11 protein-coding genes and 1 pseudogene are annotated in these 14,224 nt (G+C 74.1%); 8 read left to right on the forward strand and 4 right to left on the reverse strand.

From position 1 onward, the window contains the following. Window positions 1-12 precede the first annotated feature (12 nt). A complete protein-coding gene (locus ACSNOK_RS21075; protein ID WP_436782291.1) occupies window positions 13-1,650 on the reverse strand; it encodes an alpha/beta hydrolase in 1,638 nt (545 codons plus the stop codon). Window positions 1,651-2,401: 751 nt separating this feature from the next. Between ACSNOK_RS21075 and ACSNOK_RS21080 the strand changes: the two are divergent. The 5 genes and pseudogenes from ACSNOK_RS21080 to ACSNOK_RS21100 form a co-directional block, all read left to right on the forward strand. Continuing rightward, window positions 2,402-2,725, forward strand: a pseudogene (locus ACSNOK_RS21080) (ATP-binding cassette domain-containing protein); the annotation flags it as partial. Between the two features lie 149 nt (window positions 2,726-2,874). Then, a complete protein-coding gene (locus tag ACSNOK_RS21085) occupies window positions 2,875-5,016 on the forward strand; it encodes an ABC transporter permease (protein ID WP_436782292.1) in 2,142 nt (713 codons plus the stop codon). Between the two features lie 146 nt (window positions 5,017-5,162). Further along, entirely contained in the window at window positions 5,163-5,471 is a 309-nt protein-coding gene (locus ACSNOK_RS21090) for a hypothetical protein (protein WP_436782293.1), read from the forward strand. 202 nt (window positions 5,472-5,673) lie between these two features. Beyond that, the gene (locus ACSNOK_RS21095) at window positions 5,674-6,036 is read left to right on the forward strand and encodes a hypothetical protein (RefSeq protein ID WP_436782294.1); all 363 of its coding nucleotides are present in this window, start codon (window positions 5,674-5,676) and stop codon (window positions 6,034-6,036) included. 112 nt (window positions 6,037-6,148) lie between these two features. Continuing rightward, entirely contained in the window at window positions 6,149-6,742 is a 594-nt protein-coding gene (locus tag ACSNOK_RS21100) for a hypothetical protein (protein ID WP_436782295.1), read from the forward strand. Window positions 6,743-6,823: 81 nt separating this feature from the next. Here ACSNOK_RS21100 and ACSNOK_RS21105 read toward each other — a convergent pair whose 3' ends face one another. The 3 genes from ACSNOK_RS21105 to ACSNOK_RS21115 form a co-directional block, all read right to left on the reverse strand. Beyond that, the gene (locus tag ACSNOK_RS21105) at window positions 6,824-7,984 is read right to left on the reverse strand and encodes a GDSL-type esterase/lipase family protein (RefSeq protein WP_436782296.1); all 1,161 of its coding nucleotides are present in this window, start codon (window positions 7,982-7,984) and stop codon (window positions 6,824-6,826) included. A 258-nt stretch (window positions 7,985-8,242) separates the two neighbouring features. Then, window positions 8,243-8,440, reverse strand: a complete 198-nt coding sequence (locus tag ACSNOK_RS21110) for a hypothetical protein (RefSeq protein WP_436782297.1) — start codon at window positions 8,438-8,440, stop codon at window positions 8,243-8,245. Window positions 8,441-8,758: 318 nt separating this feature from the next. Further along, entirely contained in the window at window positions 8,759-10,321 is a 1,563-nt protein-coding gene (locus tag ACSNOK_RS21115) for an IucA/IucC family protein (protein ID WP_436782298.1), read from the reverse strand. A 42-nt stretch (window positions 10,322-10,363) separates the two neighbouring features. On the opposite strand from ACSNOK_RS21115, the gene ACSNOK_RS21120 reads away from it, so the two are divergent. The 3 genes from ACSNOK_RS21120 to ACSNOK_RS21130 all read left to right on the forward strand — a co-directional run bounded on the left by ACSNOK_RS21120 (window position 10,364) and on the right by ACSNOK_RS21130 (window position 14,162). After that, complete coding sequence (locus tag ACSNOK_RS21120) at window positions 10,364-12,379, forward strand: IucA/IucC family protein (protein ID WP_436782299.1); 2,016 nt, start codon at window positions 10,364-10,366, stop codon at window positions 12,377-12,379. Window positions 12,380-12,473: 94 nt separating this feature from the next. Continuing rightward, on the forward strand, window positions 12,474-13,571 hold the full coding sequence (locus ACSNOK_RS21125) for a cation diffusion facilitator family transporter (protein WP_436782300.1): 1,098 nt from the start codon (window positions 12,474-12,476) through the stop codon (window positions 13,569-13,571). 141 nt (window positions 13,572-13,712) lie between these two features. After that, window positions 13,713-14,162, forward strand: coding sequence for an N-acetyltransferase family protein (locus tag ACSNOK_RS21130; protein ID WP_436782301.1), 450 nt, complete (start codon window positions 13,713-13,715; stop codon window positions 14,160-14,162). The last annotated feature ends 62 nt before the right edge of the window (window positions 14,163-14,224 follow it).

Consider the following 14,224-nt stretch of genomic DNA (forward strand, 5'->3'; position numbering starts at 1 on the left):
GGGGGAGAGGGGTCAGGAGCAGCGGAGGCCGGAGCGAGGGGGAGTGCCGGTGAGGAGGTACGAGTTGATCGCGGAGTCGACGCAGGAGCTGCCGCGGGTGTACGCGGTGTGGCCGTCGCCGTCGTAGGTGAGGAGCCGGCCGGACGAGAGCTGGGAGGCGAGGGCGCGGGCCCAGGGGTACGGGGTGGCCGGGTCCCGGGTGGTGCCGACGACGAGGATGGGCGCCGCGCCGCGGGCCGTGATGCGGTGGGGGTGGCCGGTGGCGTGCGTGGGCCAGTACGCGCAGCTCAGGGAGGCCCAGGCGAGGGCTTCGCCGAGGACCGGTGAGGCCTTGCGGAAGGCCGGGAGTGCCTGGCGGACGTCGTCCGGGCCGTGAAAGGCGGAGGGTGCGTCCAGGCAGTTCACGGCGGCGTTGGCGGCCATGAGGTTGGAGTAGGAGCCGCTCGCGTTCCGCTCGTAGTAGGCGTCGGAGAGGGCGAGGAGCACGGAGCCGTTGCCGTTGGCGGCCAGGGCGAGGGCCTTGCGGAGGGCGGGCCAGGCGCCTTCGTCGTACATGGCCGCGATCACGCCCGTCGTCGCCAGTCCTTCGGTCAGCCGGCGGGGCTGGCCGGTGGGGAGGGGGTGGGCGTCGACGCCCGCGAGGAAGGACCGCAGGCGGTTTCCGGCGTCCGTCACCCCGGAGGTGCCCAGCGGGCAGTCGGAGTGTCGTGCGCAGTCGCGGGCGAAGGCGGTGAACGCGGTCTGGAACCCGGCCGCCTGCTCGCGGTTGACGCGCTCCGGGCCGAGCGACGGGTCCAGAGCGCCGTCCAGTACCAGACGGCCGACGCGGGAGGGGAACAGCTCGGCGTAGGTGGCGCCGAGGAACGTGCCGTACGAGGCGCCGACGTAGTGCAGCTTGCCGTCGCCGAGCAGGGCCCGCAGGACGTCCATGTCCCGGGCCGCCTCGACGGTGGAGACGTGCCGCAGGATCCTGCTGGATCGGCTCGCGCAGCCGTTGGCGAACTTCTTCAGGTTCGCCACGAAGCGGCGGGTCTCGGCGGCGTTCGTGGGCGTGGGGTCGGACTGCGCGTAGCCGTCCATCTCGCTGTCCGACAGACAGGTGACGGGGGTGCTGCGGCCCACCCCGCGTGGGTCCACGGCGACCAGGTCGTAGCGGGCCCGGACGGCCGACGGGTACTTCGCCGCCGCGTGGCCTTGCAGGTAGCCGATCGCCGAGCCGCCCGGGCCGCCCGGGTTGAGGAGCAGGGAGCCCAGGCGTTTGCCGGGCCCGGTGGCCTTTTTGCGGGAGACCGCGAGGGTGATGTCCCCGCCGCGGGGGACGGAGTAGTCCAGCGGGACCTTCAGGTCCGCGCACTCGAAGCCGGCGCTCTTCCCGCCGCCGCAGGAGTGCCAGCGGAGCTTCTGCCTGTAGTACGGGCGGAGGGGCTCGGCGAGCGAGGGGAGGCCGGCGTCGGTGGTGGCGGCGGTGTCGTGCGTCTCGGTGGTGCCGACGGTGTCCGAGGCGGTCGCGTGGACCGCCCCGCCGGGTTCGTCACGGTCTCTCGGCGCGGCCGCGGCCGGTCCGGGGCCACCGGCGGCCAGGGCGGAGAGCAGAAGGGCCGCGGCGGCGGCCAGGGTGCCGGAGGTACGGAGCAGGCGGCTGTTGTCCATCGGCAGGTCCCTCTGTGTGGCAGACAGGTGGGCGTGCGGCGTACGGCGGCCACCGGAACGCGGTGGTTCCGGCCGCGTTCCGGTGGTTCGCGAGCCGTACCGGGCCGGGCACGGGTGTACGGAGAGTATCCGGATGCACACCGAAAGAGGTCGTCCTGGTCGTCAGGTCGCCTCGTACGAGTGAGGATTCACCCGGGTTGTGGTGTCGGCGGGCCTCCTGTGCTCGGCCGGGCGGCGGGGAGGACGGGGGAGGGGCCGGTGTGGCCCGGGAGGCTTCTGGTGGCGTTCTGGTGGGAGGTGGTGCGGTGTATGTGGGTTTTGTTACCTCTTGACTCTGGGGGGAGGGAGAGCAGACTGGAGATAGACCAGCCAACGGTGAGAGCCGCACCGTCGATGAAGACGTTCATCGGCCCGAGTGACCCCCATCTCGTCGACTGGCCAGGCCCCCGGGAGAGCCCCTCCCGGGATCGGAACAGTGGGTGACGGCCCAGGTTCGCGATCCGGAGTGGAGCACCGGGGGCTGCCGTGTGTCCGCAGCCGGTGACGAAACGGACGCTTCTCCTCCGCCGGGGGCCGTGGGTGTCGGCGTCCCTCAGACAACCCGGTGTGGACAGGGTGCCGCCGAGAGTGGGCCCGCCTGGGTGTCGAAAAGACGATCGAGGCTCCGCATAATGGCGCGGGTCGGCGAGAGAAGGACCGGTTGGCGTCTTGTCACCGGGCGGGGCGTCGACGCGATATCCCGGGGGGGATCATGCCACGCCGTGCCGTCCCGTCGTCCGGTGGTCATACCGACGAGGCCATCGCACTGGAAAGAGTCGGGAAGACGTACGGCGCCGCAGGCGCCTCGTCCGCCGTCCGCGCGCTCGATGACGTCTCTGTGACGTTCGGGCGTGCCACGTTCACCGCCGTCATGGGGCCTTCCGATTCCGGCAAGAGCACAACGCTCCAGTGCGCCGCCGGGCGGGACCGGCCGGATACGGGCCGGGCCTCTGTGGACAACCTCCTCGGGCCCCTGACTGGGGCTCAGGCTGTCGGTCTCCCGCTCCGGCTCGCCGGACACCGCCCGGACCGCCGGGCGGTACGCCGGACCGTCGTCCTGGTGACCCACGAGCCCGGCGCCGCGGAGACGCGCGGTGCCGAAACTCGCGGTCCGGGCGGCCGCATTTCGGGCGCCCACGCCTCGGAGGTCTTCGGGACGGCGAATCGCCGCTCGGGGAGCCTCCAATGAGCGGTGGCAACGGCTCCCCGCGCCGGAGCGTGAACGGCGTCCTCCTGCTCCCCGTCGCCGCCGCCTCCCCGCGTAAACGGTGGGCCGCCTTCGTCGGATCGTTCGTCGCGCTCGCCTTCGGCGTCGCGCTGATCGGCTCCACCGGCCTGCTCACCGAGGCCGCCGCGGAGGTGAAGAGCCCCGACCCCGCCGCCCCCTCGCTCAGGAAACTGCTCATCCTCACCGCGGGTGTCTCCGCCTTCGTCTCCGTCTTCGTCGTCGCTTCCGCCTTCGCGTTCGCGGTGGCCGCCCGCTGCCGTGAGACGGCGTTGCCGCGAGCCGCCGGAGCCACGCCCCGGCGGGCCGGAGGGCCGGTGCTGGGCGAGGCGCTGCTGGTCGTGGTGGTGGCGTCCGGCTGCGGAGCCCTGCTGGCACCGGTGTTGACGCCGTTCCTCGCCGACTGGCTCGTCCGGCGCGGCGTCGCTCCCGCCGGCTTCTCCGCCCCGATCACGCCCGGCCCCCTGTCGACCGCCGTCGCCGTCGAGGCCGCCGTCGCCCTGTTGGCTGCCTGGGCCGCGGCCCGGCGGGCCGGTCGTGTACGTCCGACGGAAGTGCTCGGCCGGGTCGTCGTGGACGGGGGACGGATGACGGTCGGGCGCGCGCTGTGGGCCGCCCTCGCCCTCGCGGCCGCGGTCGCCCTCCCCCTGCTGCCGGCCACGATGCCCGAACCGCTGCGGCGGGACCCGCGGTTGCGCGACCCGCGCAACCTCCCGGACTGGGCTCTGGCCTGCGATCTGCTGGCCATCACGGCGGTGGCGCTGATGGTTCCGCTGCTGGTCCCGCCGCTCGTGCGGCTCCTCACCCTGCCGGTGCGGCTGTCCGCCGGCGCGGTCGGGCCGCTCGCCCGGCAGAACGCGCTCACGGCCGTTCGCCGTACGGTCTCCACCGCCACGCCCGCCTTCCTCGTCGTCGCCCTCGCCGGCAGCGTCGTGGGGTCCGCCGTCGCGTTCGCCGAGGCGCGTGACGAGCAGACGCGGGCGGCGCTGCGGGCGGAGGCCGTCATCGAGGCGGACGGCCCGGACGGCATCCCGCCCGAGTTTCCCTTGGAGGCGTTCGCGAGCCGGAGCGAGGAGCCGGAGGAGGCAGGAGGTGCCATCGGGGAGGCCGGGAACGGTGGGGCGGAGAACCGTGGCAGCCTGGGTGCGTTCGGCCGGATGGGCGGAAGCGGCCGGATGGGCTTGCACGTCACCGCCATCGCCGACACTCCGCTGACCGGTCTCGACGAGGGCGGCGAGGGCGCGGCGCCGGACGCTATGGTCACCACCGCCACAGTGATCGACGGTGACATCACCAAGGCCTGGGAGCTGCCGGCCGAGGCCGGCTCGCTCGCCGACCTCAAGGGGCCCGGGACGGTGGCCGTGTCCGCGGGGCTCGCGAAGAGCCGGCACTGGCGTACGGGCGACCGGCTGACCGCCGGGCTGGCCGACGGTACGACGGCGACCCTGCGGGTGGTCGCGGTCGTCCGTACACCGCTGAGCCTGTCCGAGGTGCTCGTCCCGTACGCGGCGGTGGCGGGTCACGACCGGTCCCTGCGGGCCACCACCGCCTACCTGTCCACCGAGGACAACGGTTTCTCCTCCACGCTGTACGGGGTGGCGGTGGAAGAAGGAGAGGACGGGGGCCGGGTGCGGGTGACGTCCGCCGCCGAGTGGGCGGGCGGCAACGACAGCCCGCGGAATCGTTACCTTTGGGTCGTCCTCGCCGCCATCCTCGGGCCGGCGGTGCTGTACGCCCTCATCGCCGTGGTCAACGCGATGGTCATGTCCACCGGCGACCGCCTCCGTGACTTCGCCACCCTGCGGCTCGCGGGCGGCAGCGACCGCCGGATCCTCGGGATGGTGGCCGGCGAAGCGGTCCTGACGACGGCCGCGGCGACGGTCCTCGGGCTGTTGGTCACCCTCGCCACGCAGACGACGACGGCCTGGCTCTGCGGCCGGTGGATCGACGGCGCGGCCGTTCCCGCCTTCCGGCTCCCGTGGGCGGTGACGTGTACGGCCGCCGGTACGTGCCTCGTTCTCGCCCTGGTCGCCTCCCTCGTCCCGGCCCGGCTGGCCCTGCGCGGGCGGGCGTCGGACGAGGGCGGCGGACGGGAGGGGTGACTGTTGCCCGGGGGTGTCAGTGCCTGGGGTGACAGGAGAGAGAGGGGTGACCGGAATCCGTACGTCAGCGATGATGATCACGTCCCGGCGATCGCGTTCGGGGGCGGCACTTCGACGGCGCACGGCCAGGAAAGACGGAAAGACACGTGAACAACCCCAACTCTCCGGACGAGTCGCAGAGTTCCCGGAAGCCGCAGGACCCTCAGGGCTCGCAGGGTGGCGACGCCGGACGGGACGGCTCGTCGACGCCGGACCGTGAGCTGGCGCTGTGCTTGTCCCTGGGGTCGGCGGTCGGTCTCGCGCTCGGCTTGCTGTTCGGCAACATCGGTCTCGGTCTGTCGCTGGGGGTCGGGCTCGGAGGCCTGGTCGGTGTGACGCTCCGTACGCGGCGGGGGCAGGCGGGGGAGCCGGCGGCACCCGGCGAGGGACCCGGGGGAGGCACCGGCGGCGCCTGAGCCGCCCGGGCGGTGGGGGCGGGTGACGCGTGCGGCCCGTTGCCCGGTGTGGTGACGGCGCCTTGTGAGGGGCGCGTGCGCCGGGGGCGGAAGCGTGGGAACCGGCGCATCAGCGTACGGGCGGAGTGGAGGTCACCGGTCCGGGGCAGACCGGCGGGGCGGCATACGAAAGATCCGGCGGCGCCGCGAGAGGAGCCCCACCATGCAGCGCGGTCTTCGCGTTCTTCACCTGTCCCGCGTCTTCCGTGCTCTCCACGCTCGCTACGGCCAGTGCGTCCGCAGCGGCTGTCGCGGTCGGCGCACGGTACCCGCTCGTCACATCCCGCGTACCCGCTGGGTCCCGCGCGTCGGCGGCACCCGTTTCGTCCATCGCCTGCTGGCGACGGCCGCCGCCACCACGCTGCTCGGCCTGAGCGGTGCCGCCCTCGCGGCCCCGGCTCAGGCCGAGGTGGATTCGAACCTCCTGGGAGGTGTGGCCCGCGTCGGGATGAACGGAACCGTCACGGCGCAGATCCTTCAGGTCGACCTCGTCCGTCTCGACAACCCGTTGCGGGGCATCGTCTGAACCGGCCCGCAGAGGCGGCCGGATTCCTCCCCTTCCCGTTGCCCGGGGCTCCCTCCTCCGCGATGATCACGTCTCGCAACGCATCGATCACGCAGAGGACTGGAGATCGGACATGGCATTCCGCATCACGCTCCGCGCCGTCGTCGCCCCCGCCTTGGCCGCCGCCGCGCTGAGCCTCACCGTCGCCCAGGGCGCTCCGGCGTCCGCGGCGGCGCACCGGGCGGCCATACCGGCGCCCGCGTCACCGAACTCGTCCGCGTCACCGAACTCGTCCGCGTCACCGAACTCGTCCGCGTCACTGAACTCGTCCGCGGCCCCGAGCGAGTCCGCCGCCGGCCCGGTGCGGCGGATGGCCGAGGCCGACGAGAACCCCTTCCGGGCCATGGAGTTGGAGGGCCTGAAGGCGGAGTACCGCTTCATGTGCCCGGCGGGGCACTGCGTGGGTTACTGGTCGCTCGCCCTCACCGAGGACCGCCTCAAGCGGCAGTACGAGGGCGGGGAGTTCTTCGCCTACGCGCCCGCGCGCGGCGAGTTCGGCTTCTTCGTCGACACCGACATCGTCCTGCGCACGGTGCGGGATCCGCGGCAGGTCCGGCTGGTCGACAGCGACTTCACCCGCCGGAATCCGCGTATTGAGATCCGCTACGGCGACCCGGACCGGCCCCGCAAGGCGGAAGTGGTCGCCACGGCCACGACGTGGATGTGACGACCGGCCGCCCGCGCCGCCGGGGCCGGCCCCCGAGGTGAGGGCCGCGACGCGCGCGGGCTACGGCATGAACGTTCCCGCTCACTCCTCCCGGGCGGCGAACGGGCCGGCGGCGCCGAAGACCCGCTCAGCGAAGCGTTCGCCGATGCGGCGGTGCCCGGCGTCGTTCGGGTGGAGCCCGTCGGGGTGCGGCACTTCGTCGAAGTCGGCCGCACCGTAGAGCGTGAGGCCGTCCAGGTAGTGCAGGTTCGGATCCTCGGCCGTCCGCTGCTCGGCGATGCGGGCGAGCTCGTCCCTGATGGCGGTGAGCGTCAGGCGGGTGGGGTCCGACGGGTCGCCGAGGGCCCGGAAGGACATCCGGTTGCCCTCGAACTCGGGCATGAGCGGCCCCGGGGTGTTCTCCTGGGCCGGGCAGAGGATGGGCGAGACCACCAGCAGTGGGGTGTCGGGGTGCCCGTCGCGGATGGTGTCGAGGAACCCGTGGACGGCCGGGGCGAAGGCCCGCAGGCGCATCAGGTCGGTGTTGGCCACGTTGATCCCGAGCTTGACGCTGATCAGGTCCGCGGGCACGTCGCGCATCGTGCGGGCCACGAACGGGTCGAGCAGGGCGTTGCCGCCCAGGCCGAGGTTGACCAGGTCGACGCCGGCCCGGGCGGCTGCCAGCGCCGGCCAGGTCCCGGTGGGATGGGAGGCCGCGGAACCGTGGCTGATGGAGCTGCCGTGGTGCAGCCACACCCGGCGGCCCCGGTCGGGCACGGGCTCCACGGGCGCGTCCGTCCGGAGGGCGACCAGTTCCGTCGTCTCGTCGTGCGGCAGCCAGATCTCGACGTCCTTCGGCTCGCCGGGCAGTCCGTCGAACCGGAGGGTGCCGTGGGGGCCGGGCGTGAGGTCGGAGGTCTGGGCGGACATGTCGATCGTCCGCACGTTGCCGCCGTCCACGCCGGCCCGCCCGGCCGGACGGCCGTCGACGAGCAGGTCGAACACGCTGGCCGGCCGCGGCGGCAGACCCTGGTAGACGACCTTCGTGGGGAGCACGTCCAACTCGACGGCGGTGGCCGCGGTCCGGAAGACCAGCCGGACGCCGGAGGGCTGGGACTCCGCCATCAACAGGCGCGGGTCCGGATACCGCTGCCGGACCGGGGCGGGCAACCGGTGGGGCAGCAGGCCGCGTTCGGTGCGCTCCAGTTCGAGGGCGCCGCGCAGAATGCGGGCGTCGATCGGGGTGGTGATCCAGTCGGTCATGTCGGGCTCCTCACGGGACGTCACATCGTTGGCGCAGCGGGCGGTTTACGGGCATCGCTTCACGGCGTGCCGGGCCGAGGTGATCGTGCGGGCGGGCGAGGCCCGTTCGTGCCCGCTTTCGGCGTCCGAGCACACCCACGGGCTCCCTAGGTCGGCGGCGAGCAGGACGTATCCACCCTAAGCGTCCCCACTGACATCGGGCGGAGCGCCCTACCGTCCGACGCCCCACCAGGGCGACGCGCAGACCCCGCTACCCCGCTACTCCACGCTCGCCCACCCGGCGTCCGCCCCCATCGCGGCCTTGATCTTCGGCTCGGCCCAGTCGAGCCGGCCCAGGTACCACTCGGCGAAGGTCAGCCGCTCGGCCCCGCGCCGCCGCATGGGCACCAGGCCCTCCCCGACCGCGCGTCCGTCCTCCCACATCAGGCCGCGCTCCTCGCCGGTCACGACGAGCAACGAGTAGTACCGCAGCCCTGGTGGCCCAGGCGCCGCGTCCCCCAGGTCGGCTCGGCGTCGATCTCGTCCGGACCGCGCGTCCCAGGCGTTCCGGTCCCGCCGGTACGCGCCTCCTCGCCGCAGTCGGTGGCGGGGTACGTCGACCGGCGCGGCTCGTTCTCCTCGTGCTCGCCGAGCAGTTCCCGGACCGGACCGGGCCGGAAGGGCCGGGAAGCGAGGCCTGACGCCCGGCCCTGGTCAACGGCGCCGCCGGCGTGGTCGTCGTGATGAAGGGGCGGTTGCTGTCGGCAATGGGGTTCACGGTGGTCGAGGGGCGGATCAGACCACCGGCGTCGTCCCGTCCCCGCACGCCGGATTGGGCAGGTATGTCCACAGGTCACCGTGGGGCTGTGGAGACAGGCGCATGGCGGTGAGGGCCTTGGCGGGGAGCGGACCGGTGAGGAGAGTGTGGACCTCCGGGGTGCCGGGAAGGGACCGGGCGGCGGTACGCAGCAGGGCGCCGAGGGTGGAGGCGTCGCCGGCCACGGGGGCCAGGGCGCCGGTGACGAGGCAGCCGATGACCTTCCGGCGGAGGACGGCCGGGTCGTCGTTCAGCAGCCGCCCGGTCAGCGCGGGCGCCGGGATGCCGTGCCGGGCCAGCCGCGCCGGGCTGACGCGGATGTCGGCGAGGTCGCGGTAGACGAGGCGCAATGGGCGGTCGTCGCGGTCGACGACCACGAGGAGGTTCTGGCCGTGCGCCTCCAGGGCCACTCCGAGGTCGAGCAGGTCGAGGCAGACGCCGATCGCCAAGTGGGCGAAGGATTGGGCGCGCGTCAGGCATTCCTCGGGCGGGTGCGAGGCGAGCAGGGCCGGGAGGACGGCCACCGGGACGACCCGCTCTCCGGCCGCCGCGTTCCCGTACGAGTACGGCGACTCCCGCAGCACCGCCGCCAGGTCGGCCGTTCCGTCTCCCGCCGCCGCGAGCGTGCGGGCGACGCGCAGCCGTCCGTCCAGCCCGCGGGCGACGCGATCGGCCAGCTCGGAGGTGGTGAGAGCGTGCGTTACGGAGTACGGCGAGATGTCCCGGACGGCTGACGTCAACTGGGTGCTCACCGCTGTCTTGACGTGCACGTCCCCGCCCAGGTCGAGCGTGCGGAGGGACAGCAGGGGGTGGGCCGCCGGGCCCGGGAACGGTTGCCGGCCGGACAGTACGTGGTCGGCCTGCCAGGGGTGGGTGGGGATCAACACCGCGTCGCCTTTACGCAGTTCATCCGGCCACGCGCCGATGGCCGTCCCGCCCGGCACGGCCGTCAGCCGCAGACTCACCGTCGGCCGGTGCTCCGGCGCGTACGCCAGCTGCTCGGCGGCCGAGAAACCTGGCCGGGCGCGGCAGGTGGGGTGGTACGGATGGCCGTCCGTCGGCCACTGTTCCCACTCCCAGGGGGAGGCCGACGCCCGGCCTCGCGAAGGGAGCGCGTCATGCTCGCGGCGTGCGGCGCGGGAGAGGGCCAACGACGCGACACTGTGGTCCAGTTCGGCGGTGAAGCGCGGCCCGTTCGGCAGTCCGAGGCGGGTCGACAGATCGGCCATGAGCCGCGCCGGGTGGTCGTGGAGAGTGCCGTCCAAGTCCAGCGCGGTGACGGTCGTGGCCGTCGACCAGGGGTCGGACGGCGGGCCGTGCAGCCGTCGGCCGTCGGACAGGCGCAGGGTCACGCCGTCGCCATCGTCGGCGCGGTGGGTGATCCAGGGCAGCGGCTCGTGGACGAGGCCGCGCCACAGGCGGGTGAGTACGGACGCCCTCGCGCCGGGGAGGAGCGTGCTGTAGGTAGACGTCAAGTCGGGTCGTACAGCGCTGAGTTCGCTGGCGAGGATTCGCTCGGCGGAGGTCCGGCACACGCGCATGTCCTACCGCAGGGGAACGCCCTCCACACATACTGATGGCCGATGAATGCATTCACCCGGGCCGCTGACGCGCTGGCCGTGACGCCGTTGCTCAACTGCTTGCTCAGGGAAGCAGCCGACCCTGCCGACGCCCCCGACGCCGCAGGCTCCCTCTCCCCCGCCGTCTCCCCGAGCGGGCCGCCGGGCGATGCGCGGGGCGGGGGCCCGGGCGCGGTGAACGGCGTGCCGGCGGCCGTGCCACCGGACGCGCCGGTGACGCCCGCGGCCCCCGTGCCGGTCGCCCGTGCCGCGGCGCTCACCGCGTCGTCGCACGCCCCTCCGGCGCCCGCGGCGCCCTTGCCCGAGGGGCGGCCGTCACCCGCCGAACGATCCCTTCCGCCGCCGCCGTCCCCCGCTCTTCCCGCGCTTCACACGATCCACCGACTCCGCGCCACAGGTCGCCTGTTGCGTGTGCGCGCCGGACGTCACCCATCCGCTCCCGAGCTGTGGACGGGCCGGGGTTGGCGGCCGCTGCCCCACGCCGGACTGGTGTCCCTCGCGGCTCAGGAGATGCGCGCCGCCACCGGGCGGCCGAACCGCGCGCTGCCCGCCGAGATGGCCGCCAGCAGAGCCGCGGTGGAGGCGGTGCTCGCGGCCCGGGCCCACTCCGCGCCTCCCGAGGACCCGTGGCTGCGGTCCGAGCAGGCGCTGGTCATGGGGCATCCCTTCCACCCGGCGCCGAAGGCGCGCAGCGGGGGCGGTCCGCCCGCCGCCTGGCTGCGGTACGCGCCCGAGGCGTACGCCCGTTTCCCACTCGTCCTGCTCGGCGTCCGCGAGGACGCGGTGGTGGAGGACGGCGACACCCGCGCGCTGGACGTCCTGGGCGAGGCGCCGCCCGGTTACCGGCTCCTCCCCGCCCACCCCTGGCAGCTCGAACTCGCGGCCGGCAGGCCGGAGATGCGCGCGGCGTTCGCCGACGGGCGGCTGATCCGGCTCGGGCACACGGCCCGGCAGGCCCGGCCCACCGCCTCGGTGCGCACGGTGTACGTGCCGGGGGAGAGCCGTGGCCAGGGAGGCCCGGGGCGCCGGGAGGGGCCCCGTCGCCGCGTGGGGGCGCGCCGGCCGCCGGTGCCGGTGGAGCCCCGGCCGCCGGGCGTCCCCTCGCCCGCCGCCGGGGACCTGTTCCTGAAGTTCAGCCTGGACGTCCAGATCACGAACGACGTGCGCCGTATGCGCCGCCACGAGCTCGTCCACGTCCGCCGGACCGATCCCCTGGTCACCGCCGCCTTCGCGGCGATGGGCGGCCCGGCGGCCTGGCTGAGCGAGCGCTGCTACCGCACGGTGGACGGCCTCTTCGAGACCTGTGCCGTCCTCGTCCGGGACGGGCTGTCCCGGCACCTGCTGCCCGGTACGACCGCCGTCCTCGCCGCGGCACTCGCCGAGGGGTTCGACGGCAACCCCCTCGACCGGATCACGGACCCCCTGCGCTGGTGGACGGCGTACGTGCGGTGCGTCGTGCCGCCCGTGCTGGAGGCGTTCGCGCGGTACGGCGTCGTCGTGGAGTGCCACCTCCAGAACACGCTGATCGCCGTGGACCCACGGGATACACCGGTCCAGGCCGTGTTCCGGGACGCGGAGGGGGCCAAGGCGCTCGACGAGATTCCGCGCGCCCCGGCGTGGCGGCGCCTCGCCTACTGCCTCGTCGTCAACAACCTCAGCGAGATCGCGGGGGCTCTCGCGCACCGCTTCCCCTGGTCCGGGACGGCGTTGTGGGACGCGGCACGTGACGAGTTCGAGCGCTTCCACGCGCTGCCCGGCCTCCCCGCCCTCCCCGAGATCGGTCCGCTGCTGGCCTCGTCCACCCTCCCCGGCAAGGCGAACCTGCTCTCCCGCTGGATCGGCGCGGACGGCACGGACCCCCGCTACCTGCCCGTCCCCAACCCACTCGCCACCCACAGCGGCCACTCCGGTGCCTCCTCGCACTCCGGTGCCTCCTTGCACTCCGGCGGCGCACCCGGTCCCGCGCGCGCCGCCTCGAACGGTCGCCCGTCGCCGTCTCCTTCCCCCGACGCTCGTTGACGCCGCCCGGTCGCAGTTGCCGGTACATCGCACCTGACAGGCGGCGGTACGACGGCTGTAGCCGCAATCGGGACCGCGTGCCATGGTGAGCCTCATGGCAGGTCCCCACGCTCACGCGCACGGCCATGACCATCCGCCGCACCCGCTCCCGCCGCGGGCCGGCCGTCGCCGCCCCGGTTCTCTCGCCGGCCGGGCCCGGCGCGCGCGGCACCGGGCGGCCCACCTGCTCACTCCCCACCACCACGACGCCGCGGAACGGACCGATCCGGCCCTGCGGGCGTCCCGTGAGGGGATGCGCACGCTGTGGTGGTCGCTGGCGGTCCTGGGCGTGACATCGCTGGTCCAGGCGTCGGTCGCGGTGGCGTCCGGATCCGTGGCGCTGCTCGGGGACGCGATCCACAACGGGGCGGACGCGTTGACCGCCGTCCCGCTGGGCGTCGCCTTCGTGCTGGGGCGGCGGGCGGCGAACCGGCGTTACACCTACGGCTACGGCCGGGCGGAGGACCTCGCGGGCGTCGTCATCGTCCTCACCGTGGCCGCCTCGTCGGCGTTCGCCGCCTACGAGGCGTTCTCCCGCCTGGCGCATCCCCGTCCGCTCGATCATCCGTGGGCCGTGGCCGCCGCGGCCCTGGTGGGCTTCGCCGGTAACGAGGGCGTGGCCCGGTACCGCCTCCGCACCGGGCGGCGGATCGGCTCGGCGGCCCTGGTGGCCGACGGTCTGCACGCCAGGACCGACGGTTTCACCTCCCTCGCCGTGCTGTTCGGCACCTGTGGCGCCGCGCTCGGGTGGCCCGCGGCGGACCCGGTGGTCGGGCTGTTGATCACCGCCGCGATCCTGCTCGTCCTACGGGACGCGGCCCGCGAGGTGTTCCGGCGGCTGATGGATTCCGTCGACCCGGAGCTGGTGGACCGTGCGACGCGGGCGCTGCACGGGGTGGAAGGGGTGCGTGAGGTGGGACAGGTTCGTATGCGCTGGGTCGGGCACGCGTTGCGGGCCGAGGTGGACATCGTCGTGGACGCCGAGCTGAGCGTGGTGCGGGCCCATGAGCGGGCGGTCGCGGCCGAGCACGCGCTCCTCCACGCCGTGCCCCGGCTGGTCGCGGCGACCGTCCACATCGACCACACAGCCTGTGCCGGGGCGGATGCCGACGCCGATCCCCATGCCCTTCTCGGCCATCACCTCACGGCTTAGGTCCCGCCGGCTGGGGCGGGTGTCTCGTAAGGGTCGAACGCCGGCTGCTCCCGCGGAAACCGGGATGCGGCGGGCCGCCCGTCACCGGGACGATGTGCTCTCGTGAAGACGAACGGTGTGCACGACGCTCATGACACAGACGTGGTGATACGACGCGCGGTCGGCGCGGACGCGGCGGCGGCCGCGGAGGTCTGGCTCGGCTCGTACGGCGCGGCACTGCCCTCCGTGCGCCGGGCCCATGGGGACGACGAGGTCAGGGCCTGGTTCCGGGACATCGTGGTGCCGCACCGGGAGACGTGGGTGGCGGTTGCCGACGGAACGGTCGTCGGGGTGATGGTCCTCGCCGGCGACGAACTCGACCAGCTGTACCTCGCCCCCTCCTGGCAGCGGCGCGGACTCGGCGGGCGGTTCGTCGCGCTGGCCAAGGAGCGCCGGCCGGGCGGCCTGGCGCTGTGGACCTTCGAGATCAACGCCCCGGCCCGGGCTTTCTACGAACGCCACGGTTTCGTCGCCGTCGAGCACACCGACGGCATGGGGAACGAGGAGCGGGAGCCGGACGTCCGCTATGTGTGGCGGCCCGAGGGCGCCTGAGCGCTGGAGTTCGGGGCCGGGCGGCCTGTGACCGAGCGCGGGGACCGGGGGAACCGGGGCGG

The organism is Streptomyces sp. URMC 126 (assembly GCF_051386555.1).
In the GTDB taxonomy this organism is placed as follows: Bacteria; Actinomycetota; Actinomycetes; order Streptomycetales; family Streptomycetaceae; genus Streptomyces.

Excerpts from the sequence above, each read along its gene's own strand:
- ACSNOK_RS21105 (WP_436782296.1), bottom strand. The coding sequence starts at position 7,984 with ATGACCGACTGGATCACCACCCCGATCGACGCCCGCATTCTGCGCGGC.
- ACSNOK_RS21100 (WP_436782295.1), top strand. The coding sequence starts at position 6,149 with ATGGCATTCCGCATCACGCTCCGCGCCGTCGTCGCCCCCGCCTTGGCC.
- ACSNOK_RS21120 (WP_436782299.1), top strand. The coding sequence starts at position 10,364 with ATGAATGCATTCACCCGGGCCGCTGACGCGCTGGCCGTGACGCCGTTG.
- ACSNOK_RS21115 (WP_436782298.1), bottom strand. The coding sequence starts at position 10,321 with ATGCGCGTGTGCCGGACCTCCGCCGAGCGAATCCTCGCCAGCGAACTC.
- ACSNOK_RS21085 (WP_436782292.1), top strand. The coding sequence starts at position 2,875 with ATGAGCGGTGGCAACGGCTCCCCGCGCCGGAGCGTGAACGGCGTCCTC.
- ACSNOK_RS21075 (WP_436782291.1), bottom strand. The coding sequence starts at position 1,650 with ATGGACAACAGCCGCCTGCTCCGTACCTCCGGCACCCTGGCCGCCGCC.
- ACSNOK_RS21125 (WP_436782300.1), top strand. The coding sequence starts at position 12,474 with ATGGCAGGTCCCCACGCTCACGCGCACGGCCATGACCATCCGCCGCAC.
- ACSNOK_RS21095 (WP_436782294.1), top strand. The coding sequence starts at position 5,674 with ATGCAGCGCGGTCTTCGCGTTCTTCACCTGTCCCGCGTCTTCCGTGCT.